The following is a 24617-nucleotide window of genomic DNA, read 5'->3' as shown; positions in this document are numbered from 1 at the left end:
CGCGGTATTAGAACACAATTAGTTCAATTACGCTTCACTATTTTTTGCAACAGACACGGTTTTTTATCACGCTAAATGATCAGTAATTACCATAAAACGACCCGTAATAAAAAAGGTCGCCAGCACTTTCACTGACGACCTTTCCATTGACTATGTCACAGACCTATCGATTAACCGATATTCTTACGCGCGTTTTGGAACATACGCATCCAAGCACCGTTTTCACCCCAAGTCTCTGGAGCCCACGAGTTAGCAACCGTACGGAATACACGCTCTGGGTGAGGCATCATAATGGTTACGCGACCATCCGTTGTCGTTAGACCGGTGATAGCATTTGGCGAACCATTCGGGTTGTTCGGGTATTGCTGCGTCGGGTTACCGTTGTTATCAACGTAACGTAGCGCCACAGTGCCTGAGTTTTCAATCGCATTTAGGTGGTCGTTATCACGCACTTCTACGCGGCCTTCACCGTGAGAAACGGCGATTGGCATACGAGAACCTTCCATACCATTAAAGAAGACTGAATCAGACTTCTGAACCTCAACTAGGCTGAAACGCGCTTCAAAACGCTCTGATTCGTTGCGAACAAAACGTGGCCAATACTCCGCACCAGGGATAAGTTCACGTAGATTAGACAGCATCTGACAACCGTTACATACACCTAGAGAGAACGTATCTTCACGCTTGAAGAAGTTTTCAAATTGGTCACGTGTGGAGTCGTTAAACAGCACTGACTTCGCCCAACCTTCACCCGCGCCTAGTACGTCACCGTAAGAGAAGCCACCACAAGCCACAAGACCATTATACTCTTCTAGAACCGCTTGCCCCGTTAGGATATCGCTCATGTGAATATCGGTTGCTTCAAAGCCGGCGCGGTCAAATGCCGCAGCCATTTCAACGTGAGAGTTAACGCCTTGCTCACGCAAAATCGCCATCTTAGGTTTCGCGCCAGTCGCAATATAAGGTGCAGCGATATCTTCATTGACGTCATAGCTCAAGCTAACGTTTAGACCTGGGTCTGAGTTATCTTTCTTCGCTTCATGTTCTTGGTCTGCACACGCAGAGTTATCACGAAGTGATTGCATCTTGTGCGTGGTTTCCGCCCAGATAGTACGTAGTTCAGTACGGTTACGTTCAATTACTACCGACTCGCCAGACTTAATCACTAACTCATCAGAGGCTTCAACCGAACCAATGACATGTGAACACGCTTCTAAACCATTTTCAGCAAGCGTCGCAAGCACAGCATCTAGGTCGTCGTTACGTACTTGGATGACTGCACCTAGCTCTTCGTTGAATAGTGCCGCAAGTGTATCTTCGCCTAACGCCGCAATATCAGCGTTAACACCACAGTGACCTGCGAACGCCATTTCAGCTAGCGTTACGAATAGACCACCATCGCCTTTATCGTGGTAAGCGACAACGTGGTCGTTCGCTACAAGTGCTTGAACGCCTTCGTAGAACCCTTTTAGTTGCGCGGCGTTGTCTACGTCTGCTGGCTTGTCACCAAGCTGCTTGTAAACCTGTGCAAGTGCTGTCGCACCCATACGGTTTTTGCCGTTACCTAGGTCGATAAGAACTAGGCTTGTATTACCTTTGTCAGTGCGCAGCTGAGGAGTGATTGTCTTACGAACATCTTCAACACGTGCAAACGCAGTGATGACAAGAGATAGTGGAGACGTGACTTCTTTCTGCTCGCCATTCTCTTCCCACTTAGTCTTCATCGACATTGAGTCTTTACCCACTGGGATAGTTAGACCCAGTGCTGGACAAAGCTCTTCACCCACCGCTTTCACCGCTTCGTAAAGACCAGCATCTTCACCAGGGTGACCTGCTGGAGACATCCAGTTAGCCGACAGTTTAATGTGTTTGATATCGCCGATGTTTGTCGCAGCGATGTTAGTAATTGCTTCACCCACCGCTAGACGAGCCGAAGCGCCGAAGTCTAGAAGTGCAACTGGTGTACGCTCACCAAGAGACATTGCCTCACCGTGGTAAGAGTCGTAGCTTGCTGCTGTGACTGCGCAGTTAGCAACTGGAACCTGCCATGGGCCAACCATTTGGTCACGAGCCACCAGGCCAGTTACCGAGCGGTCACCGATAGTGATAAGGAATGTTTTCTCTGCGACGGTTGGCAAGCGAAGAACACGGTCAACCGCTTCGTTCATCTCGATGCCAGAACGGTCAATCGCAGGGTTGTTCGCTTTTAGCGTTTTCGCGTCGCGGTGCATCTTAGGTGTCTTACCTAATAGGATGTCCATTGGCATGTCGATTGGCGTGTTGTCGAAGTGTGAATCTTCTAGTTTAAGCTCACGCTCTTCCGTTGCTTTACCAACCACTGCGTATGGTGCACGCTCACGCTTACAAATCGCGTCGAATGTTGCCATGTCTTTATCAGCAACCGCCATTACGTAACGCTCTTGAGATTCGTTACACCAGATCTCAAGTGGGCTCATGCCCGGTTCATCGTTTGGTACATCACGTAGGTTGAAGATACCGCCACGCTCACCGTCGTCTACTAGCTCAGGAAGTGCATTGGAGATACCGCCCGCGCCCACATCGTGGATGAATGCGATTGGGTTCGCATCACCTAGCTGCCAACAACGGTCGATAACTTCCTGACAACGACGTTCCATCTCTGGGTTTTCACGTTGTACAGAAGCGAAATCAAGATCTTCAGAAGAAGAACCAGAATCCATTGAAGATGCCGCACCGCCGCCAAGGCCGATGTTCATCGCAGGACCACCAAGAACGATTAGGCTTGCACCTACTGGGATCTCTTTCTTCTGAACGTGCTCGTCACGGATGTTACCAAGACCACCAGCTAGCATGATTGGTTTGTGGTAACCACGCACTTCTTCACCGGCGTGAGAGTTTACTTTTTCTTCGTAAGTACGGAAGTAACCAAGTAGGTTTGGACGACCAAATTCATTGTTGAATGCCGCGCCACCAAGAGGACCTTCAAGCATGATATCCAAAGCAGTAACGATACGGCTTGGCTTGCCAAAGTCAGTTTCCCAAGGTTGAACGAAGTTCGGGATCTTAAGGTTCGATACAGAGAAAGCAACAAGACCCGCTTTTGGCTTACCACCAATACCGGTTGCGCCTTCATCACGGATTTCACCGCCTGAACCTGTCGATGCGCCCGGCCACGGAGAGATTGCCGTTGGGTGATTGTGCGTTTCAACCTTCATCAAGATATGTGTTTTCTCTTGGTGATAGTTGTACTGGCGAGTTTCTGGATCTGGGAAGAAACGACCGACTTCAGAACCTGTCATTACCGCTGCGTTATCTTTATAAGCAGACAGAACATGTTCTGGTGTCGTTTCAAAAGTGTTCTTAATCATTTTGAACAATGATTTTTCTTGCTTAACGCCATCGATAGTCCAATCAGCGTTAAAGATCTTGTGACGACAGTGCTCTGAGTTCGCTTGTGCAAACATCATTAGCTCGATGTCCGTCGGGTTACGACCTAGCTTCTCAGTAAAGCTTTCAAGAAGGTAATCAATCTCATCTTCTGCTAGAGCAAGACCCAAAGTAACGTTTGCTTTTTCAAGCGCTTTGCGACCACCAGTAAGCAGGTCAACCTCAGCATACGGTGCCGGTTCCGCTACAGTGAAAAGCGCCGCTGCTGAATCAAAGTCATTGAAAACCACTTCCATCATGCGGTCATGCAGAATTGCCTTTAGCTCTACGAGTTGAAGTTCTGTTAGTTCACTTGATGACTCTACATAAAAGGCAGTACCACGCTCCAAGCGCGTCACTTTATTTAAACCACAGTTATGCGCGATATCTGTTGATTTAGACGACCATGGTGAGATGGTGCCAGGACGAGGCGTAACGAGTAACAATGTGCCCGTTGGTTCATGCTCTTCGATTGTTGGACCGTAAGTCAGCAACTTCTCCAACTTTTCAACTTCAGACGCATCTAAGTCTGATGTCAGATCGGCAAAGTGGGCAAACTCAGCGTAAATACCTGTGACAGGTAGGCTTAATTCACGACAAAGCTCTACTAGCTTGTTAACACGAAACTCAGAAAGAGCTGGGGAGCCACGCAAAATTCTCATGTGCTTAGGTCTCTTATGCAATTGATTTGAGGTGATATTGGAATAAATTCAAATGGTTACATTTAAAAAATGAACATATACCAATTTCTGCCCCCTTGATTCCGGCGTATTATAGTGTATTTTTTTTTGTGACGTAACCACTTACGCAAACGTTTTCGTCATTTTTTTCTTAATTACAAAAATCCGATGAACAAAGCCGATAAAGTGACAGTAAACGAGACTTTCTATGATGTTGCTTTGCCAGAAGTTCTAGCTTTGGTATAAAGGCAACATCGTTCTCGTGAGATAATTGAATTAATGCGAAATAATTATTCTGTTCGTTGGCTAAAACTGACGACGCTGCTGGCCTTATCATTAGGTCTCTTCGGGTGCCAAATAGACTCGGATCCCAAAAGCGAATTGGAAAGCATCCAAGAACGAGGCGTATTGCGCGTAGGAACCCTTAATAACCAGCTTTCCTATTATATCGGGCCTGATGGTCCTACCGGGTTGGATTACGAATTGGCCCGCCAGTTCGCAGACGAACTTGGTGTTAAGTTGGAGATGAAACCAGCTTATCGCCTTTCGAGTCTCTTTCCTGCGCTAGAAAAGGGCGAAATTGATATTATATCCGCTGGATTAAGCCAATCACAGCAGCGTATTAAGCAGTTTCGTGCGGGCCCCGCTTACTACTACGTCAGTCAACAAGTGGTCTATAAAAAAGGGCACTGGCGACCAAGAAATCTTGAGCAGCTCTTAGCTAATCAAGCTGAATTAATCGAAAAGGCCGATGGTGAAGATGTATTTGCTGTGGTGCAAGACTCCCATTTTGAACGCACGTTAAATCATGTCGCCGAAGATAACGCTGAATTTCGCTTTAAGATCGACGCGAATGCAGATGTGAACGATCTACTCAAGCAGGTCTCAGAAGGGGAACTGCTCTTTACTATGGCTGACTCGGTAGAGTTATCGCTCTCACAGCGCATCTACCCAGATCTTGCTCTAGCTTTTGAGATGACCGAAGATCAACCGATTTCGTGGTACATGAGAAAATCAGACGACGAAAGCTTATACGCCTTGTTGATCGAGTTTTTTGGTGGTCTAAAACAAAGTGGTGAGTTGGCTAATTTAGAAGAAAAGTACATCGGCCATATAGGCACCTTTGATTACGTTGATACTCGCGCTTTTATCCGCGCTCTCGACAGCAAGCTGCCTAAATGGTCACCGTTGTTTAAACAGTATTCTCAAGAATTCGATTGGCGTTTAATCGCGGCACTTGCGTATCAAGAATCACACTGGAACCCGGTAGCTAAATCCCCCACTGGGGTTCGTGGCATGATGATGTTGACGCTACCAACCGCTAAAATTGTCAATGTCACCAATCGTCTTGATCCCGAGCAATCAGTACGAGGCGGGGTTCAGTACCTGCGCTATATTGTCGGTCGAGTGCCTGACTCTATCACTGAGCATGAAAAAATATGGTTTGCGCTGGCTTCGTATAACCTCGGGTTCGGCCATATGATGGATGCCCGACGTTTAACCAAACGACAAGGTGGTAACCCTGATGCTTGGGCTGATGTAAAAGATCGTTTACCGCTATTGCGACAAAAGAAATACTACAGCCAGACACGCTATGGTTATGCGCGTGGCGATGAAGCTCAAAACTACGTTGAGAACATACGTCGCTATTATCAAAGCATCATTGGTCATGTAGATAAACAAATCGCCGCGGAAGCAGAGCAAGACAATAGCACAGAAGGACTCACCGTTATTACACCGGTCGCGGCAAGTTCTGAAGCGGTAGGCACGATACAACCGGCTGTCAGCGAAGCAGGCGCAACGTCCGAGGCTAGCAAAGCCAAGACCCCTTAGATCGCCATTTTGAAAACAACATAAGCAGCGCTGACTCAAGCGCTGCTTATGTTGAGCAGCGTCGCTTAGTTCAAGAGTAGGCATTGTCGTATTCTTGAACTCAACTCAATTTGTTCTAAAGTATGAGGAAGGGTTAGGTAACTTAAGAATTATGAAACTTAAGGCTTCAGAAGCTAACACTGACGGAACGATGTTTAAAGAGGCCACTGGTAAAAAATTACGGGTTAAAACGCTAGGCACAACATAATTACTCACTTCAACAGCAGAATTTGCACAGTTAAGCAACTAAGCAACTAAGCCGCAAAACACCTCTACCAATGACTATTGTCAATTAACATAGCGCCATAGGACTCAAATAGTGATATTGTCTGGCACGTGCCAATCCCCTTAACGTCGCCCTTTAAAGATATACCATTAAACCGATATCTTGTTGAGCACCGAATTATTAGTGATAGGAGATCGTTTCATGCTTGCTAAGAGACGAATACAATCAAGAAATTTAAGTAAAACCGTATCTGCGAACCGTAGAAAGCGCATGCAGGCTAACAATAAAAAGAAAATTATTTGGCGAAATCGCGCTTTCATGCAATTAATTGCGTCTTAACAACTCGCTGATCCCCCTGGCTGACAAACATCTGTCTTTCAGGTGTTTGTTTCCCCTTTATCTTGCTGTAAACGCTGCTCCTTTTTCGCTTCCTTTATCTCTTTTCGACGACGCTTAAAAAACGCCTGTAGCTGTTCACGGCACTCGTCCGCGAGCAACCCTGCTTCCACATCAGCGTAATGATAAGACGCCTGACTTTTGAATAAATTAAGCACCGTCCCAGCCGCTCCTGCTTTAAGATCGGGTGCACCATAGACAATACGTTTCACTCGGCTATGCAATAAAGCACCGGCGCACATTGGGCATGGCTCTAACGTGACATAAAGCGTGGTATCAAGTAGTCGATAGTTTTCGAGTGTTTTCCCTGCCGCTCTCAATACTTGAATTTCAGCATGCGCCGTCGCATCATGCATCCCAATCGAGCGATTCCATCCTTCTGCGATAATTTCGCCATCTTTCACTAGCACCGCGCCAACAGGCACTTCTCCTTCACGCTCCGCTTCATAAGCAAGTGCAATAGCACGTCGCATAAACTGATGATCTTCCTCACTATATTCTTCAGCAGAAGGCACGGGGTTGTAATTACTTTCCATATTGACTAAATGCCTCTACAAGATAATCTATTAAGGTTCTTACTTTGGAGGTCAGCATTCTATTTTGCGGATAAAGCGCCCAAATCCCCTCTCGGTTGCCGCGATAGTCGCTCAACAATTCAACCAACTCCCCGGACTCTAAGTAAGACTGCACATAATAATCTGGAAGCTGCACAATCCCTATTCCTTTCAGTGCTGCATCGACCAACGCATAGCCGCTATTACACTGTAGCTTGCCGTTAATATTGATCACCCTTTCGCTGCCTCCATCACTAAAACGCCAGTGTCGAACGGATCCTCGTAAACACTGATGCCTCTTAAGCTCAGACAGAGTATGAGGCTCACCATAGGTTGATAGATACTCAGGACTACAGCAAACAAAAACCTGGCGATCAAGTAGCTTTCTGGCCATCATCGAAGAATCGTCTAATTGCCCTAAACGAATCGCCAAATCAAACCCTTCCTGCACGAGATCTACTTTTTGGTTCGACAACATCACATCCAGCTCAGTTTGTGGGTGTAATTTTAAAAATTGATGAAGAATTGGCGCTAACGCTTGCTCTCCAAATGTGACCGGTGCAGTAACCTTGATCATTCCTTTCGGCGCGACTTGCAGCTGAGTTACCGCCAATTCAGCCGACATGAGTCCTTCAAGTAATGGTTTACAATGGCGAAAATAACTTTCTCCAGCTTCAGTAACCGACACTTTTCTTGTCGTTCTAACGAGCAGTTTTACCCCGAGGCGCTGCTCTAGCGCATTGACTCGCCGACTGATATTAGCAACCGAGGTATTGAGTCTATTCGCCGCGCCTGTAAAGCTTTGGCTTTCCACTACCGCGACAAACTCATTAACACCTTCCCAATCAGCCATTACTCTATCCCTTACTCTATTCTCAGCGACCTGCATCGCTTAACGTGACTACACTAATTTCTAGCATTAAGATTGTTACAGCACCGTAATAGTTTATTTCAAATAGCGCTAATTATCATCTCATTAGAAATAAATATACTATGACAACTCAAGCAAACAGCGCTATGTAGGCTAGTCTTACTGGTAATATGCTCTCTTAAGCCGTGCGCCCCATCGACCTTTAGTAAGGAATAAACATGACGATAGAAAATTGCAGCCAAGCCAAAGTGTTTGGTGGTTGGCACAAGCAATATACACATCAATCCAAGGTACTAAACTGTGCGATGAGATTTGCCGTTTATCTTCCGCCACAAGCAAGCAAAGAAAGCCCCGTGCCGGTCATTTATTGGCTGTCAGGCTTAACCTGCAGCGATGAAAATTTCATGCAAAAAGCTGGAGCGTTTAAAGTTGCCGCAGAACTTGGCGTTGCGATTGTGGCTCCGGATACCAGCCCGCGAGGCGAAGGTGTGGCTGACGACACAGAAGGAGCCTATGACCTTGGGCTTGGCGCAGGCTTCTATCTCAATGCCACCCAAGCACCTTGGGATAAGCATTACCATATGTATAGCTATATCGTTGATGAGTTACCGGCATTAATCGAACAGCACTTCCCTGTTACGCAAGCAAAGTCGATATCTGGTCATAGCATGGGAGGCCATGGCGCGCTTACTATCGGTCTCAAGAATAGCGAACAATACCAATCTATCTCAGCCTTTAGTCCGATAACAAATCCTATCAATTGCCCTTGGGGACAAAAAGCGTTTAGTCACTACCTCGGAAATAATATTGAAGATTGGAAGGACTATGACAGTGTTGAGCTTCTGAAACGCACTAAAGCAACATTGCCCATTATGGTAGATCAGGGAGAAGACGATGGTTTTTTACAAGACCAACTAAAACCGGAACTGCTCATCGCAGCCGCCAAAGCTTCAGGCAGTGACGTAACGCTTAGAATGCAAGCGGGTTATGACCACAGTTATTTCTTTATACAGAGCTTTATCGAAGACCATCTTCGCTTCCACGCTCAGTTCTTAAAAACATAGCGCGCCATTGCGTTGCTACTGCATATAAAAAAGCCCGACAGTTTAACCTGGCGGGCTTTTCAGTACTTTGTACCTGATTAAGTTAGTTATAACTTACATTGTGTACGTGTACGGAGCTTGAATACCTAGTGGAATACCTAGAGCCCAATAAGCCAGCAAGAAGATTGTCCAACCAATTAGCATCGCGATAGAGAACGGCATCATAAGAGAAGCTAATGTACCGATGCCCGTTGATTTCACGTAACGTTGACAGTAAACCACAACCAATGGGAAGAAGACCATCAATGGAGAAATGATGTTCGACACTGAATCACCAACACGGTACGCCGCTTGAGATAGTTCCGGAGAGATACCGACTGCCATTAGCATTGGAACTAGAATTGGACCAATCAAAGCCCACTTAGCTGATGCAGAACCAACCAGTAAGTTAACGGAAGCCGTCAGTAAAATCATACCTACGATCGTTGCTTGACCTGGTAGGTTCATTGCTTTTAGACCTTCCGCACCGTAAAGCGCCAGCATAGTACCGATGTTTGACTGAGCAAACGCTGACAAGAACTGTGCACAGAAGAACGACATAACAATATACGCACCCATGGTAGACATGGTGTGAGACATCGCTTTAATAATGTCATTGCTGTCTTTAAACGTACCCGCAACACGGCCGTAAACGATACCTGGGATAATAAACAGGATGAAGATTAACGGCACGATTGATTGCATGATAGGTGCAGAGAATGCGGTAATTTCACCTTCAGGAGAACGCAGTGCTGAATCTTCTGGTAAAAGTGCGAAAACAAGCAATGCGATACCGGCCATCATAGCCCAACCAGCCGCGCGGAATGCTTTAGACTCAACTGCAGTAAAAGAGCCAAGATCTGGTGCTTCTTCTGCATCTTCATCGACAGGAAGGTTTGCAAGGCGTGGTTCGATCACTTTTTCAGTCACCCACCAACCAATCGCAATAACCAAAATAGATGATAAACCAGTAAAGAAAATATTCGAAAGTGGGTTAATCACATAGTCTTGGTCAAGTACTTGTGCAGCAGTTTGTGTGAAGCCTGCTAAAAGTGGGTCGATACCTGACGGGATGAAGTTTGCAGAGAAACCGCCTGATACACCAGCAAATGCTGCTGCAATACCCGCTAATGGGTGACGACCTGCCGCGTGGAAAATAATACCACCAAGCGGAATAACCAATACATAACCAGCATCAGCTGCAGTATGAGAAACAATCGCAACCAAAATAAGCATTGGCGTTAGCAATTTCGCTGGCGTGAAGTTAAGCATTTTCTTCAAACCAGTTTGGATAAAGCCGGAAGAATCCGCAACACCGACACCTAACATGGCAACTAATACAATGCCTAGAGGAGCAAAGCCAGTAAATGTGGTTACCATGTTTGCTAAGAAGCTAGCGAGCGCCTCGCCTGTTAGCAAGTTATTTACCTCTAACGCACCGCCAGTACGAGGGTTAATAAGGTCAAAGCTAACATTAGATAGAACTGCAGATGCAACCCAAACGATAACTAATGCCCAGAAAAATAGAATTGCAGGATCTGGGATCTTGTTTCCTGCCTTCTCAATTGCGTTTAAAAAGCGATCCATGCCACTCGGCTTTGGCGTTGGCGCTTGATTGATAGTTTGGTTACTCATGGTAACTCCATTGTGATGTTGTGGTGCGTGAACTTTAGGACAGCTTCACTGTGTCATTATTTCTTCGCGACCATTTTATTTAAAAAAAATGAAATTAGTAGATAATTTGGAAGTATTTCCATTTTTGTAGACTTATTTTGCAAAAAACACCCGATCAAGTAACAGAAAAACAACATTGAGCCACACATATTCAAAACATTCCACTAACTAGCACGCAAAGTGCCCGATTATATAAGCATAGTGTATAAATCGAGCAAATCAGGCGAGCAATGCGTTACAGGCGTACATTCATAAAAGTGATGAGCGGTAGCGTAAATAGAGCGAATAAAAGAAGTGCGATCATGATGTTAATTAATGGCGAGTTTACCTTCACCAAGATTAATCAAATTCACTGTAATTGGAGAATTGAGTTTGTAAGGAAAGCGTTTGTGTCTGCCCAAATCGATCGGGCCAACTGACAACGACCTCGACGGTTTTGATACTACTCGAGAACGGTACTGCCGATACCGTCCATTCAACTAGAAATGGCGAATGAGTCAAATCTTCACCATCCACTAAATCCGTGACAAAGTCTGCAATATTCATAGTGGACAACGACGCATCTGCACCTCGGGTGCTGAACCACTCTAAGCGTGCTTCGGCAAGTCCCAGAGCTTGGATACTTTGCGCAGCATAGTCCGATTTCTGTTCGATATAGGTCTGCATTTTTACTAACCCTAATGCACCAACTCCTATCAAGCAAAAAGCGATCATGACTTCAATCAGGCTAAAGCCTTGTTGCTTAGAAATCACGCCATGAACCCTTTTTCCATGTTGTTGAGGTTACCCCCTGACGAGCATGGTCAATCACATCGCGATTATAGTTAAAGGCTAATGAGTTATTAAAAATGGCAACCTGCGGATCGGGCGTTTCAAAAAATTGCCCTCCCGTTACCGTAAACGATCCGTGCTGATAATAGGAGGTGCGTTCTCGATAAGGTAACTCAAAATCATTCGACTCATGATGGAGATAGACACCCGCTTCAAAGCCTTCCCACATCGCTAACTCAGGGGAGAAGTCTTGATTAAAATGAAATAGGACCCCATTGATACTGCCTGTACCCATTACAGAGAATAGGCCTTCGTGAACAACAAGCAAAATACCTTTCGTTTTTGCAGATGCCTGCGATAGCGCATGTAATTCAGTCGATCCAATTTCACAACTACCCTCTACCCACAACTTAGAGTTACCTTTTTCTAGTTGCTCTGTAAGTACCTTTCCACAGTTAGGCACTGCTTTAATCATGCTCGATCCACTGACTATACCCTCTAGAACGGTAAATGCTTCGCTACTTTTTACTTGGTCATGATTCTTAATAGGGATATTGAAAAAAGACTCAAACACCTTCAAATCATTCTCGAATTGAAAGTCATTTTTCAGCGACGAATTACTATCACTAGTCATATGCGATGTTGCACAATTCTTTCTTTGATTATCAAAACCATCATAAGGGGGCAAGCCATGGTTTAGCCCTTTATTATCAATGCTCCCTACGACCTTAAGCTCCCCATCGTATTTAGCGGCAATACACTCCCAGCCATTATCTGACAACTGCCCGGGGTCAGGCGTATATATAGAAGTGCTACCGTAAATATATAGGTCCGATGTTGACTGGATTGCGCCGCTAAACGCTTGAAAAGAATGAGTGAAACGTCGGCTCACCTCACGTCGTTGAACCGTTGCAGAAATCACCACTTCGCTATTAGTGGAATCAACAATGATCTCAGGCACAATATTTGCCTCCAAATCGCAAGCCAAAATGGAGGCCGGAATGGTTCTGGTTATCATGTACTGTGCGATGCCACATTCAACGCCCCCTTCGGCTGCCCAGTGAGCTTGCCGTGACGCTATCTCATTTTGCGATCGCTTAACCTCATAAAATGTATTCTTGTACCCTCCTAACGCGATAACCAAAGCAACGATTAGCAGTAAACTCGTCGTTAATAAAGTCACCATACCCATTTGCTTATTCACGTATAAATGGGTGTGGGTCTGAGTGTTACTGTTCAATGGCCGTTCCTTATCAAGAAGTGACGCTCAATTTCTGCCGCTACCTCGTTATTGCCTGTTAATTCAGCCGCAAGCGATAAGTGCAGGTATTGCTTGTTGGCACTGGAACTTGAAACGGTGAAAGGCTCCAAAGAAAAATGCGTCACCGAAATTAGGTCGTCTTCTAGTAGGGATGTACAAGTACTGCTATTGAAGTAATTGACATCAAGAATCACGTTGCTTCTTTTGCGGCAAATCCGTAACGACTGAGATGACGCATCGTAGTGCCATGAGGTATTTTCATATTCTGCACTGCCATCACGATGATCATCCCAATACACATACTGAACCTTACTCCCCTCTCCACTCACATGCACCGTACTCACCGCGCCCGATGGTCGACTGACACGACCTAATTCACTGTAGCCCGCTCGAACCAGGTCATTCTGTAACCGTCTTGCCGTTGTCGCCAACGCTTGACTTAGCAACATAGCTTGAGCACGTTCGGACGTATGTTGCTGAACCATTAGGTAAACAGAGCCAATGGAGCCTATCGCCACGATGCCAATCGTCGATGCCACGAGCATCTCGACTAGCGATCCCCCTTTCTCTCGGGTAATTCTCATACCGAACATTCTCCTACCCCATGTTCGGCACCGCCAAATTGACACACCACAATACGCCCCGATGCCGCCGATGTTTTAATTTTGATGCCTGAGTTTTGTTGTGAATACGGGCTAATCGTGATCGTCCCTGTTGATAAAACAACGCCGGTTAAATTATCAAACTTGATTTGTTTGCTATTGTGGTTGAGGTGGATATGGACATTTTGATAAGGCAAGCTACTCAGTGCCAAATAGGTCGTACCCGATGTAGAGGAGGAATTGGTCACCGATATCGTCCAGGTCCCATCCTCTGCGCCTTGAGGAAGATGATTAAAGTGGCTCCAAAGCGGTTCATTTCTCATAATGGCGTCAGCTTTAGTTTGCATTAGTAATCCGTAGATTTCTGCCGCCGCTCTCTCCACCTTCACTTCCTTAGACAACCCAGAAAAGTTCGGGGCTACCCCCAGCATGAGTATCATCATAACGAACACGCTGATCATAAGTTCTAGTAGAGTAAATCCGCGAACCATTTCCCAAATCCCAATGAAACCTATCACAACCACGGGATAGGTATTGCAGAAACTCTAACAGTCAAGAACACTACAAATACTTTAAAAATTAGAGAGTTGGGCTGAGTTAAAAGAATGAAATGTAAAGTAAGCAACCACTTTCAATTAGGCTTGACCCTAGTCGAAATTCTTATCACTTTAATCATACTTGGGGTATTAAGCGCTGTTGCCTACCCAACGTATACGCAACAAACGCGCGAAGCGTATCGGATGATAGCACTTGGTGACATGCTAGAAATGCAACTTGAACTTGAGCGACACTACAGTGCTGGCTATCACTTTGAACGCATCCTCTCAGGGGGCCAGTGTCTGGTGTGTGAATCAGATAGCACCCGATACAAATTCACCGTAGCCAGCAGTGCAGCGGCAGCCTACACAATTACAGCTATTGCCCAATCTTCCAGCAATCAAACTAAGGATAACTGTTTAGATAGCGATGGGAAAATGAGTATAAATTCAAAAGGCGAGACCACGCCAAATGCTTGTTGGAAATAATATGATAGAAACAAAAAAGCTCGCCACAAGGCGAGCTTTCATAATGCACTGACCACAAAATTTAGCTGGTTAGATCATCGAAGAATTTTTTGACGCCATTAAAGAAACCTTCAGATTTCGGCTGATGCTTGTTTGCAGCCTCGCCACCACAGGTGTCTTCAAATTCGCGTAGTAGCTCTTTTTGACGAGCACTGAGTTTCACTGGTGTTTCAATGACTAGCTTAACGATCAAGTCGCCAACACCACCGCCACGAACGCCCTTAACACCTTTACCACGCATACGGAACATACGGCTGGTTTGAGTCTCTTCTGGCACTTTTAGGTTAACGCGTCCATCCAACGTTGGAACTTCCACTTCACCACCTAATGCCGCTTGAGCAAAGCTCACTGGCACTTCACAGTACAAGTTGTTACCTTCACGTTCAAAGATATGGTGCTCTTTAACATGGACTTGAACATAAAGATCACCCGCTGGTGCACCTTGCTCGCCCGCTTCACCTTCACCTGAAAGACGAATGCGATCACCGGTATCAACCCCTGCTGGGATCTTCACATTCAGTGTTTTAGATTTTTGCACACGGCCTTGACCATGACAGCTGTTACAAGGGTCTTTGATGATCTTGCCTTGTCCATTACAGGTTGGACAGGTTTGTTGTACAGCAAAGAAGCCTTGGCGCATCTGAACTTGGCCGTGACCATGACAAGTGCCACACGTTTGCGGCGAAGAGCCTTTCTTAGCACCGCTACCATCACATGGTTCACATTCAACCAAGGTAGGGACTTCAATTTCTTTTGATACACCACGTACCGCTTCTTCTAAAGAAAGCTCCATGTTGTATCGTAGATCTGAACCACGCTGAGCGCGTGACTGACCGCGGCGTCCACCGCCAAAAATATCCCCGAATACATCACCAAAGATGTCACCGAAGTCACCAGCGCCGCCGCCAAATCCGCCGCCACCCATACCGCCTTGTTCGAATGCTGCGTGACCATATTGATCGTACGCGGCCTTCTTCTGAGGGTCGGTAAGGATTTCGTACGCTTCTTTTACTTCTTTAAACTTATCCGCAGCCGATTCATCACCCTGGTTTCTATCCGGGTGATACTTCATTGCAAGACGTTTGTAGGTTTTCTTTATATCGCGTTCAGACGCATCACGACCTACACCTAATACTTCGTAAAAATCACGTTTTGACATATTGCTTGGTACCAATTACTTCGACAAACAGCCCAGCGCTGTTTTTGGGTTGTATCATTCTAGATAAAGATTTGGGTCCTGGGTCCTGGGTCCTGGGTCCTGGGTCCTGGGTCCTGCAGGGTATTGTGACTTCCTTATCTAGAATGACAATGTTCACATACATGCGGGCGTGAAGGTTACCCTAAACGCCCGCATAAATCACTTTTCAAGAATCCAAACATCGAATTCTTTAAACTAAGAGACTCAGCCTTGAAGCGAAAATGCATCGTTTGCATTGCAAAATACACATTTCAACATGAAGGCTGAACGACTTAGCAACAAGAATTATTTTTTCTCGTCTTTAACTTCTTCGAACTCAGCATCAACAACATCGTCTTCTTGCTTAGGCTGTTCACCAGCTTCTGCATCAGCACCTGGTGCTTGTTGTTGTGCCATTTCCATTAGTTTTTGAGCCGCTGCCATTAGCGCTTGAACTTTAGCATCAATGGCTTCTTTGTCGTCGCCTTTACGCGCAGTTTCTAGCTCAACGATTGCCGCTTCAATCTTCTCTTTCTCTTCAGCTGGAAGAGCTTCACCAGCTTCTTCCACTTGCTTACGAGTACCGTGAATCATTTGGTCAGCCTGGTTACGTGCCGCAGCCAATTCTTCGAACTTCTTGTCCGCTTCTTTGTTTGCTTCCGCTTCTTGTACCATTGCTTCGATATCTTCGTCGCTTAGGCCACCAGATGCTTGAATCGTGATCTTTTGCTCTTTACCCGTTGACTTATCTTTCGCAGATACGTGTAGGATACCATCCGCATCTAGGTCGAAAGTTACTTCAATTTGTGGCATGCCACGAGGTGCAGCTTGAATGCCTTCTAGGTTGAATTGACCCAGAGACTTGTTGTAAGTCGCTTGCTTACGCTCACCTTGTAAAACGTGGATAGTTACCGCGTTTTGGTTGTCTTCTGCTGTAGAGAACGTTTGGTTTGCTTTTGTTGGGATCGTTGTGTTCTTCTCAACAAGCTTCGTCATTACGCCGCCCATTGTTTCGATACCTAGAGAAAGAGGCGTTACATCTAGAAGAAGTACGTCTTTCACGTCACCAGCAAGAACACCACCTTGAACTGCAGCACCCATTGCTACTGCTTCATCAGGGTTTACGTCTTTACGTGGCTCTTTACCGAAGAACTCAGTTACCTTAGCTTGAACCATAGGCATACGAGTTTGACCACCAACTAGGATAACATCGTTGATGTCGCTTACCGATAGGTCTGCATCTGCTAGAGCAACTTTTAGTGGCTCAAGAGAACGTTGTACTAGGTCTTCAACTAGAGATTCTAGTTTCGCACGCGTCACTTTAACGTTCATGTGCTTAGGACCCGTTGCATCTGCAGTTACGTAAGGTAGGTTTACGTCTGTTTGAGAAGTAGAAGAAAGTTCAATTTTCGCTTTCTCTGCTGCTTCTTTAACACGTTGCATTGCTAGAGGATCGTTCTTAAGGTTGATACCTTGCTCTTTTTGGAATTCTTCAACTAGGTAGTTGATTAGACGGTTATCGAAATCTTCACCACCAAGGTGTGTGTCACCATTAGTTGCTAGTACTTCAAATGTTTTCTCGCCTTCAACTTCATCGATTTCGATGATAGAGATATCAAATGTACCACCACCAAGGTCATAAACCGCGATAGTGCGATCGCCGCCTTTTTTATCTAGACCGTAAGCAAGTGCCGCCGCTGTTGGTTCGTTGATGATACGCTTAACTTCAAGACCTGCGATACGGCCTGCATCTTTTGTTGCTTGACGCTGTGCATCGTTAAAGTAAGCAGGAACAGTAATAACTGCGCCAGTCACTTCTTCACCTAGGAAGTCTTCTGCTGTTTTCTTCATTTTTTTCAGGATTTCAGCAGATACTTGAGGCGCAGCCATTTGTTGACCTTTCGCTTCAACCCATGCATCACCGTTGTCAGCCTTAACGATTTTGTAAGGCATGATTTCGATATCACGCTGAACTTCTTCGTCTTCAAAACGACGGCCGATCAGACGCTTAATCGCAAATAGCGTGTTTTCTGGGTTAGTTACTGCTTGACGTTTTGCAGGTTGACCTACAAGTGTTTCACCGTCTGTATAGGCAATAACCGATGCGGTTGTGCGTTCACCTTCCGCGTTTTCAAGTATACGTGGTTTGTCGCCATCTAGAACAGCAACACATGAGTTAGTAGTACCTAAATCAATACCAATGATCTTACCCATCAGACTATCTCCGAATAAATTCTATTATTACGCTTTCTATTGCCCCAACTCGGGGCCTTAGAGCCAGTTGGAAAACTAACTCAAAAAAGGTTTGTTTTCTGTATGAACCATAGATAAGGGCAGCAACGCGCTTTTCAAGGGAACAGGACAAAAAAAATCGCTTTTTTTTCACATTTAAACGAAAACGGAGCACAAAGGCTCCGTTTTTTAAGTCGCTTTTCCTGTGACGTCTTTCGCGACGTTGTATTTATCTAAGGTGTTATTCTTATTTAAGCACTTATGCTTGGCTTTGAACGGGTGCTGCTTCGTTTACCGCTTCCGAGTCCAGTTCACCTTCAGAGTGCGCAACGATAGTATTGACTGCCGTATCACCCACTACATTCGAGCTGGTACAGAACATATCATTAATACGATCGACAGCAGCAACAATAGCAAGACCTTCTGGTGGTAAACCAAGTTGATGAAGTAGAACACCAATCATCACAACGCCACCGCCAGGTACACCGCCTGCGCCAATTGATAGCAGCAAGATAGTAAAGCCCATCGTGACTAGGTCTGCCATTTGGATTGGCTGACCAAACGCGTTAGCAATGAAAATAGTTGCGATCGCGATGTAAATTGAAACACCAGCCATATTCATGGTCGCGCCTAACGGCACACCAAAACCCGCCACCGACTTAGAAACACCAATTTTATCCGTCAGTGTTCGCATTGTTACCGGGATAGTCGCGTTTGAACTTGCCGTAGATAGCGAGAACAGCACTTGTTCACGAGTTGCACGCATAAACTGGGCAGGCGATACTTTTGTTGTTGCACCAACCATGATTGGATAAACAATGAATATCCATAGAATAAGGATACCCACAACTAACGCAACGTATCCAGCAACCGAGGCCAAAGTCCCCGCATCTAGCGTTGCACCTAGCTGAATCATAAGCGCGAATACACCATAAGGTGCTAGGCTCATCACCAAGCCAATTAGCTTCATCATGATATCGTTGCCCATCTTGAAGGCACGAATGGCAGGACCACCTTTCTTATCCAACGCTTGAATGGCTAGACCTGTCAAAATAGCCATAAAGATTATTTGTAGCATGTCACCATTAGCAAACGCTTGGAATGGGTTACTTGGGACAATGTTGGTAATCAAAGAAAAGATATCAGGTGTTGTAGTTGACGTAATCTCAACCGTTGCGGCAACGGTTCCACCAAGGTTTGCACCCGCACCTGGCTGAACAATCATACCAACTGTCAGTGCAAACGTGATTGCTATTACCGTATTTAGAATGTAAAGCGCAAAAGTTTTACCGCCTAAACGGCCAAAGGATTTGATGTCTTTTAATTCAACAATACCGCAAACAATCGAGACGTAAACTAGTGGTACTACTAGAAGCTTGATCAACGATACAAACATACCGCCAACGCCTTCCGCGAAACCAAGCAAGTATTGGTCAAAAAGACTAACACCAGCGAACAAATATTGAATTGCAGTACCGATCAATAGACCGGAAAATAGACCAATAAAGATCTTTTGGGATAGTGGTTTATTCATTCATAGACTCCAGAATGTTGTGTTGATTCCCTGTGTTTTTATAGTTATTTGCTTTCTTATTAATAGAAAACTCAGGGCATCTTACAGATCTAAAGCTCAAAATAAAGCATTAATTTTACATTCTGTTACCTTAATGAAACAATATAAAAACCTAATAGATACATGGTTATTGATATTTACAGCCATAAAAAAATGAAGCCAAATTGGCTTCATTTCTTTGAAATACATAAACTATCTAGATTTATACGCGCGTCTTATGACTGGCGTCTCTAGTGGTTATTTTGACACCATAACCATAGCAGGTCTGATCACTCGACCATTTAGTTCATAACCTTTTTGCATGACGAACATCACAGTATTCGCTTCGTGATCCGCGCTTTCTTGAATAGACATCGCTTGGTGAAGTTCTGGATTAAACGTCTCGCCTTCAGGGTTAATTTCCTTCAAGCCAAATTTCGCGACCGCGTCAACCAGTGTTTTGTGAGTCATCTCGACCCCTTCAACGATAGGTTTTACTACTTCATTTTCAACATCTGCAGCCGCAATCGCGCGCTCTAGGTTATCAATAACTGGTAATAACTCTTCAGAGAATTTGTTTAAAGCAAATTTACGCGCTTTATCAATTTCTTGTTCAGTACGACGACGCATGTTTTCCATTTCAGCTTTTGCACGTAGTACAGAATCTTGCTGCTCTTTAACTTTCGCTTCACTAGACAACAATGCTGCTTCTAATTGAGCAATCTTCGCTTCTTGAATATCTTGCTCAGATTCTTCATTCCACTCAACATCAGCGTCAGAACCAACCACGTCGGCATCTTGCATTTCTGCATCTTGCGTATGCAGTTCTTCTTGATTTACTTTGTTTTCTTCGTTGCTCATGGTCTCTCCGCAATACTTGATTCACGTCAGTGCATGGTAGCCAAGTCAGAAACTTGGATTAATTTCGTACCAAACACTGCATATATAAACACTTTGGGTATATTATGGGGATGAAGATTTTTGATTCAAGCACTAAAAGTTTGGAAGTGATATGAAAAACACCTTTAAGGTGATCGCCATCATAGGTAAACCCCGAGCACAGAAAGCAATTCAGACTCACAAAGAATTGTTTCATTGGCTTACATCAAAAGGCTATAACGTCCTCATTGATGACCGATTGATTGATATTCTTGTCGATATTCCTAGACAGCATTTTTTCAGCCTAGTCCGTATTGGTCGCGAAGCGGATCTCGCTATCGTCGTTGGTGGCGATGGTAATATGCTTGGTGCCGCAAGAGTGCTATCACGCTTTGACGTTGCGGTCATCGGTGTCAACCGTGGCAATTTAGGCTTTCTTACCGATCTCAATCCTGAAGGCTTTGAACAGGCGTTAGAGGCCGTGTTGCAAGGCGAGTACATCGAAGAGAAGCGTTTCTTGCTTGAAACCGAAATTCACCGGCATGGGCAAATAAAAAGCCATAACGCAGCCCTGAATGAAGCGGTGCTTCACCCGGGCCAAGTCGCCCATATGATTGAGTTTGAAGTTTATATTGACGACACGTTTGCGTTTAGTCAGCGTTCAGATGGCTTAATTGTGGCGACACCAACTGGATCAACCGCTTATTCATTATCCGGCGGCGGACCCATCCTTTCAGCAAAGCTGAATGCCATATCTTTAGTGCCAATGTTCCCTCATACACTTTCGAGCCGCCCACTCGTGGTCGACGGTAATTGTCGAATCAAACTCATTGTTTCGCCAGATAACCGTGGTACGCAAGAGGTAAGTTGTGACGGCCAAATTTCACTGCCAGTTTCTCCTGGTGATGAGATACATATTTTCCAAAGCCCTAACGTTTTGAAACTGATTCACCCAAAAGACTACAGCTACTATCATGTACTGAGAAATAAGCTAGGTTGGTCTAGCAAATTGTTTTAAATCAAACGTTTGACTACCCACTTATTAAGCCAGCAATATTTTGCTGGCTTTTTTGATCGTATTTTCAGCAACTCGCGACCGATCACATAAAAAATACAGACAGCACCTTTACTGTATAAAGAAACAGTATATACTGAACTTATATACAGTAATGTTGATATAAACAGGTAAAGAAAATGCTGTCTCATCTAAGTGTTAATAATTTTGCTATTGTAAAATCTCTGCAGTTAGAACTCAGTACGGGAATGACCACCATTACCGGAGAAACTGGCGCAGGTAAATCTATCGCGATTGATGCCCTGAGCCTCTGCTTGGGCGGACGATCTGATGCCGGTGCGGTTCGCAACGGCGAAGATAAAACCGAAGTCACTGCCGCCTTCATGATTGATGATAATGTCCACGCCACCCGATGGTTAGAAGACAACGATCTTTATGATGGTAGCGAATGTATCTTAAGACGTAGCATTACCAAAGAGGGTCGTTCTAGAGCTTTTATTAATGGTAGCCCTGTGCCTTTATCCCAACTTAAATCTTTGGGACAAACGCTTATCAACATCCACGGGCAACATGCCCACCACCAACTGATGAAAGGAGACTATCAACTTTCATTGCTGGACCAATATTCCGGACATACCACCCTACAAAAGCAAGTCCGCAATAGTTATCAAACTTGGCGAAGTGCCGATATTGCGTTACGTAAGCTCAAAGAAAACAGCGCCAATAACCAAGCTCAATTGCAGCTACTTGAGTATCAGATTAAAGAACTTAATGAGCTCGCAATTGAAGAACAAGAGTTCCCTGAGCTTGAACAAGAGCACAAGCGCTTAGCAAACAGTGGAGAACTTGCGACTTCATGCCAGCAAGCCATTGATATTATTTATGAAGGGGATGACGTCAATGCTCTAGCGTTGCTGCAAAGCGCCAGCAGTAAGCTGATTCAACTCTCAGAGCTCGATACTGCGCTTGCACCATTACCGGCAATGCTTGAAGAAGCTATGATACAAATTGAGGAAGTGAACGCCGAGCTTCGTGATTACCTTGATAAAGTGGACGTTGACCCACAACGTATGGTGTACGTAGAATCACGTTTTTCTAAAATCATGTCCCTTGCTCGTAAGCATCACGTACTACCAGAGGAGCTTTATCAACATCATCAAAGCTTGCTCAATCAAATTGAACAGCTCGATTGTTCTGATGAAACGATATCTGCGAAAGAACAAGACGTCAGTGCCCTTTTTGAGCGCTATGTCCGCGTATGCGAGAAACTCAACAAATCTCGTGGTCGTTACGCTAAAGAGCTCAATAAACTCATCTCGCAAAGTATGCACGAGCTCAGTATGGACAAAGCTAAGTTTGCGATTGATGTGAGCTTTCAGCCAGAACACCCCTCACCAACAGGAATGGATACCGTCATCTTCTTGGTCTCAACTAACCCAGGTCAACCAATGCAACCCATCGCAAAAGTTGCATCTGGTGGTGAACTATCACGAATATCATTAGCGATTCAGGTTATTACGGCGCAGAAAGTGGACACACCGAGTCTTATTTTTGATGAAGTAGATGTCGGTATTAGTGGACCGACTGCGGCTGTCGTTGGGCAAATGCTAAGAAAATTGGGGGAATCCACTCAAGTTCTGTGTGTCACCCATTTGCCTCAAGTCGCAGGTCACGGGCATCATCAGCTGTTTGTTACTAAAACCACCAAAGGCAATAAAACAGAAACCAGTATGCATGCTCTAAACGAAAACGAACGAATTAGTGAACTTGCGCGACTACTCGGTGGCAGTCAGATTACTGAATCAACGCTCGCGAACGCCAAAGAGCTATTGATTGCAGCCTAGGGAGTTAGTTCCCTCAACCAATAGATTTCAGTTAGGATTGTAATCTAACTCATAAATCAGCGCTCTTTTTACATAATGAAGCAGACATGTTTTTACATCTGCTTCATCCTTGTTTATTATCTCTGCAGTTTAAAAAATCAAAGTTGTAAATTGACGCTATGCAATTAAAAAAGTGGTTGGCAGCAATACCACTCGCCTTAACATTACTGACAGGCTGTTCGGTAATAGAAAAAATCGTCTACCGTATTGATATCAACCAAGGTAATTTGGTCGAACAAAATGCCGTTGATCAACTACGTTTTGGCATGACAAGAGAACAGGTTCGCTTTGTTCTAGGCTCACCGATGCTTATCGAAAATGGTTATCCGAATACGTGGTACTACATCTACCATGCAACCAAAGGGCATGATGACTCGGTTCAGCGTAATCTTGTTGTCGATTTTGATGCTACCGGTACACTCACTAACATCTCTGGTGACTACGAAGCCAGCGACCAGTTTTTCGAAAGCTTAAATTAATAAAAAAAGCTCGCAACGCGAGCTTTTTTTATTATCGATTCTTATACCACGATATCATGATGATTTAGCCGCTTTAGCCTGCTCGGCACGCTTGCGGCGGATTTCTTTTGGATCCGCTAACAACGGTCGATAGATCTCTATTCTATCTTTATCCCTAACCGTTGCATCAAGCTTAACGTTACGGCTAAACACCCCAACCTTATTAACCTTTAAGTCAATTTCAGGGTAAATCTCCAATACGCCAGATTTCTCGATAATTTCTTCAACAGTGAGCTCATGGTTAACCACAATAGTAAAAACACGTTGCTCTTCAGGTAAGGCGTAAACCACTTCGACGTGAATGAGCGGTTGATCAACGTTCATACTAATACACCTCTTTGGCACGCTTGGTAAATGAGTTCACCATGTTACTGGTTACATCATGGAAAATTTTACCAAACGCGAGCTCAATCATCTTACTCGAAAACTCAAACTCAAGCTTGAGCTCGACTTTACATGCTTGGTCATCAAGCGGAATAAAAGACCAAACCCCTTTCAACATTTTGAATGGGCCATCGACCAGTTCCATCAGTATTTCTCGCCCTTGAACCAAAGTGTTCGCCGTTGTAAATGTTTTACTAATGCCCGCTTTCGACACATCCACTGATGCCACCATCTCCATACCAGAAGACTCAATTACACGAGATCCAGAACAACCAGGCAGAAAGTCAGGATAACTGGCTACATCATTCACCAAGTTAAACATCTGGTCAGCACTGAACATTACTAATGCCGAACGCGTCACATGTTGCATAAAAAACATCTCACAATAAAAAGCTAACAGTGATTCTACTGAGTTCTACGAGTTAGCTCAAGTTGACAACTCAACCCAACAAATATATCAAAGCACTAACGACTCATGATACATTTAGCTATCGAAAACAAAAGCCTTTCCTAAAACTC

At 44.8% G+C, this 24617-nt stretch carries 20 protein-coding genes; 6 read left to right on the top strand and 14 right to left on the bottom strand.

The genetic code is table 11. From position 1 onward, the window contains the following. Nucleotides 1-170: 170 nt before the first annotated feature. Nucleotides 171-4067, bottom strand: coding sequence for a phosphoribosylformylglycinamidine synthase (gene purL, locus M9196_RS14910; RefSeq protein WP_250618325.1), 3897 nt, complete (start codon nt 4065-4067; stop codon nt 171-173). A 297-nt stretch (nt 4068-4364) separates the two neighbouring features. Here purL and mltF point away from each other — a divergent pair, with 297 nt between their 5' ends. Then, nucleotides 4365-5918: a membrane-bound lytic murein transglycosylase MltF gene (mltF, locus tag M9196_RS14905; protein ID WP_250618324.1), complete on the top strand. Its 1554-nt coding sequence runs from the start codon at nt 4365-4367 to the stop codon at nt 5916-5918. A 642-nt stretch (nt 5919-6560) separates the two neighbouring features. Here the strand turns inward: mltF and tadA are convergent. Continuing rightward, nucleotides 6561-7115: a tRNA adenosine(34) deaminase TadA gene (tadA, locus tag M9196_RS14900; protein ID WP_250618323.1), complete on the bottom strand. Its 555-nt coding sequence runs from the start codon at nt 7113-7115 to the stop codon at nt 6561-6563. Further along, entirely contained in the window at nt 7105-7986 is an 882-nt protein-coding gene (locus M9196_RS14895) for a LysR family transcriptional regulator (protein ID WP_250618322.1), read from the bottom strand. Before M9196_RS14895 ends, tadA begins: the two co-directional genes overlap by 11 nt. A gap of 236 nt (nt 7987-8222) precedes the next feature. On the opposite strand from M9196_RS14895, the gene fghA reads away from it, so the two are divergent. Beyond that, nucleotides 8223-9068, top strand: coding sequence for an S-formylglutathione hydrolase (fghA, locus tag M9196_RS14890; RefSeq protein ID WP_250618321.1), 846 nt, complete (start codon nt 8223-8225; stop codon nt 9066-9068). Between the two features lie 93 nt (nt 9069-9161). On the opposite strand, the gene M9196_RS14885 is transcribed toward fghA, so the two are convergent. The 5 genes from M9196_RS14885 to M9196_RS14865 all read right to left on the bottom strand — a co-directional run bounded on the left by M9196_RS14885 (nt 9162) and on the right by M9196_RS14865 (nt 13885). After that, entirely contained in the window at nt 9162-10721 is a 1560-nt protein-coding gene (locus tag M9196_RS14885) for an AbgT family transporter (RefSeq protein WP_250618320.1), read from the bottom strand. Between the two features lie 378 nt (nt 10722-11099). Further along, the gene (locus M9196_RS14880; RefSeq protein WP_250618319.1) at nt 11100-11513 is read right to left on the bottom strand and encodes a type IV pilus modification PilV family protein; all 414 of its coding nucleotides are present in this window, start codon (nt 11511-11513) and stop codon (nt 11100-11102) included. Next, nucleotides 11503-12771, bottom strand: a complete 1269-nt coding sequence (locus M9196_RS14875) for a hypothetical protein (protein ID WP_250618318.1) — start codon at nt 12769-12771, stop codon at nt 11503-11505. Before M9196_RS14875 ends, M9196_RS14880 begins: the two co-directional genes overlap by 11 nt. Beyond that, on the bottom strand, nt 12768-13376 hold the full coding sequence (locus M9196_RS14870; RefSeq protein ID WP_250618317.1) for a PilW family protein: 609 nt from the start codon (nt 13374-13376) through the stop codon (nt 12768-12770). Before M9196_RS14870 ends, M9196_RS14875 begins: the two co-directional genes overlap by 4 nt. After that, nucleotides 13373-13885: a GspH/FimT family pseudopilin gene (locus M9196_RS14865; protein ID WP_284677190.1), complete on the bottom strand. Its 513-nt coding sequence runs from the start codon at nt 13883-13885 to the stop codon at nt 13373-13375. Before M9196_RS14865 ends, M9196_RS14870 begins: the two co-directional genes overlap by 4 nt. 114 nt (nt 13886-13999) lie before the next feature. On the opposite strand from M9196_RS14865, the gene M9196_RS14860 reads away from it, so the two are divergent. Beyond that, a complete protein-coding gene (locus M9196_RS14860; protein ID WP_250618315.1) occupies nt 14000-14419 on the top strand; it encodes a type IV pilin protein in 420 nt (139 codons plus the stop codon). Nucleotides 14420-14480: 61 nt separating this feature from the next. On the opposite strand, the gene dnaJ is transcribed toward M9196_RS14860, so the two are convergent. The 4 genes from dnaJ to grpE form a co-directional block, all read right to left on the bottom strand. Next, a complete protein-coding gene (gene dnaJ, locus M9196_RS14855) occupies nt 14481-15617 on the bottom strand; it encodes a molecular chaperone DnaJ (protein WP_250618314.1) in 1137 nt (378 codons plus the stop codon). 324 nt (nt 15618-15941) lie between these two features. Further along, nucleotides 15942-17849: a molecular chaperone DnaK gene (gene dnaK / locus M9196_RS14850; RefSeq protein ID WP_250618313.1), complete on the bottom strand. Its 1908-nt coding sequence runs from the start codon at nt 17847-17849 to the stop codon at nt 15942-15944. A gap of 277 nt (nt 17850-18126) precedes the next feature. Then, complete coding sequence (locus M9196_RS14845) at nt 18127-19401, bottom strand: dicarboxylate/amino acid:cation symporter (RefSeq protein WP_250618312.1); 1275 nt, start codon at nt 19399-19401, stop codon at nt 18127-18129. Between the two features lie 276 nt (nt 19402-19677). Then, complete coding sequence (gene grpE, locus M9196_RS14840; protein WP_250618311.1) at nt 19678-20280, bottom strand: nucleotide exchange factor GrpE; 603 nt, start codon at nt 20278-20280, stop codon at nt 19678-19680. A gap of 151 nt (nt 20281-20431) precedes the next feature. Here grpE and nadK point away from each other — a divergent pair, with 151 nt between their 5' ends. The 3 genes from nadK to bamE all read left to right on the top strand — a co-directional run bounded on the left by nadK (nt 20432) and on the right by bamE (nt 23675). Continuing rightward, nucleotides 20432-21316, top strand: coding sequence for an NAD(+) kinase (gene nadK, locus M9196_RS14835; protein WP_250618310.1), 885 nt, complete (start codon nt 20432-20434; stop codon nt 21314-21316). A 176-nt stretch (nt 21317-21492) separates the two neighbouring features. After that, nucleotides 21493-23157 carry a DNA repair protein RecN gene (gene recN / locus M9196_RS14830; RefSeq protein WP_250618309.1) on the top strand — a complete coding sequence of 555 codons (1665 nt, stop codon included), beginning with the start codon at nt 21493-21495 and terminating at the stop codon, nt 23155-23157. A 158-nt stretch (nt 23158-23315) separates the two neighbouring features. After that, nucleotides 23316-23675: an outer membrane protein assembly factor BamE gene (gene bamE / locus M9196_RS14825; protein WP_250618308.1), complete on the top strand. Its 360-nt coding sequence runs from the start codon at nt 23316-23318 to the stop codon at nt 23673-23675. A gap of 54 nt (nt 23676-23729) precedes the next feature. Here the strand turns inward: bamE and M9196_RS14820 are convergent, their stop codons facing one another. Both M9196_RS14820 and M9196_RS14815 read right to left on the bottom strand, forming a co-directional pair. Further along, the gene (locus M9196_RS14820) at nt 23730-24038 is read right to left on the bottom strand and encodes an RnfH family protein (RefSeq protein WP_250618307.1); all 309 of its coding nucleotides are present in this window, start codon (nt 24036-24038) and stop codon (nt 23730-23732) included. A gap of 1 nt (nt 24039) precedes the next feature. Continuing rightward, a complete protein-coding gene (locus tag M9196_RS14815) occupies nt 24040-24468 on the bottom strand; it encodes an SRPBCC family protein (RefSeq protein WP_250618306.1) in 429 nt (142 codons plus the stop codon). Between the last annotated feature and the right edge of the window lie 149 nt (nt 24469-24617).

It is taken from the genome of Vibrio methylphosphonaticus, assembly GCF_023634655.1.
GTDB classification, from domain to species: Bacteria; Pseudomonadota; Gammaproteobacteria; order Enterobacterales; family Vibrionaceae; genus Vibrio; species Vibrio methylphosphonaticus.
Note: the sequence above shows the minus strand (reverse complement) of the source record. Positions and strands in the feature narration are given on the sequence as shown.

Excerpts from the sequence above, each read along its gene's own strand:
- purL (WP_250618325.1), bottom strand. The coding sequence starts at position 4,067 with ATGAGAATTTTGCGTGGCTCCCCAGCTCTTTCTGAGTTTCGTGTTAAC.
- mltF (WP_250618324.1), top strand. The coding sequence starts at position 4,365 with ATGCGAAATAATTATTCTGTTCGTTGGCTAAAACTGACGACGCTGCTG.
- tadA (WP_250618323.1), bottom strand. The coding sequence starts at position 7,115 with ATGGAAAGTAATTACAACCCCGTGCCTTCTGCTGAAGAATATAGTGAG.
- M9196_RS14895 (WP_250618322.1), bottom strand. The coding sequence starts at position 7,986 with ATGGCTGATTGGGAAGGTGTTAATGAGTTTGTCGCGGTAGTGGAAAGC.
- fghA (WP_250618321.1), top strand. The coding sequence starts at position 8,223 with ATGACGATAGAAAATTGCAGCCAAGCCAAAGTGTTTGGTGGTTGGCAC.
- M9196_RS14885 (WP_250618320.1), bottom strand. The coding sequence starts at position 10,721 with ATGAGTAACCAAACTATCAATCAAGCGCCAACGCCAAAGCCGAGTGGC.
- M9196_RS14870 (WP_250618317.1), bottom strand. The coding sequence starts at position 13,376 with ATGAGAATTACCCGAGAGAAAGGGGGATCGCTAGTCGAGATGCTCGTG.
- M9196_RS14865 (WP_284677190.1), bottom strand. The coding sequence starts at position 13,885 with ATGGTTCGCGGATTTACTCTACTAGAACTTATGATCAGCGTGTTCGTT.
- M9196_RS14860 (WP_250618315.1), top strand. The coding sequence starts at position 14,000 with ATGAAATGTAAAGTAAGCAACCACTTTCAATTAGGCTTGACCCTAGTC.
- dnaJ (WP_250618314.1), bottom strand. The coding sequence starts at position 15,617 with ATGTCAAAACGTGATTTTTACGAAGTATTAGGTGTAGGTCGTGATGCG.
- dnaK (WP_250618313.1), bottom strand. The coding sequence starts at position 17,849 with ATGGGTAAGATCATTGGTATTGATTTAGGTACTACTAACTCATGTGTT.
- M9196_RS14845 (WP_250618312.1), bottom strand. The coding sequence starts at position 19,401 with ATGAATAAACCACTATCCCAAAAGATCTTTATTGGTCTATTTTCCGGT.
- grpE (WP_250618311.1), bottom strand. The coding sequence starts at position 20,280 with ATGAGCAACGAAGAAAACAAAGTAAATCAAGAAGAACTGCATACGCAA.
- nadK (WP_250618310.1), top strand. The coding sequence starts at position 20,432 with ATGAAAAACACCTTTAAGGTGATCGCCATCATAGGTAAACCCCGAGCA.
- recN (WP_250618309.1), top strand. The coding sequence starts at position 21,493 with ATGCTGTCTCATCTAAGTGTTAATAATTTTGCTATTGTAAAATCTCTG.
- bamE (WP_250618308.1), top strand. The coding sequence starts at position 23,316 with ATGCAATTAAAAAAGTGGTTGGCAGCAATACCACTCGCCTTAACATTA.
- M9196_RS14820 (WP_250618307.1), bottom strand. The coding sequence starts at position 24,038 with ATGAACGTTGATCAACCGCTCATTCACGTCGAAGTGGTTTACGCCTTA.
- M9196_RS14815 (WP_250618306.1), bottom strand. The coding sequence starts at position 24,468 with ATGCAACATGTGACGCGTTCGGCATTAGTAATGTTCAGTGCTGACCAG.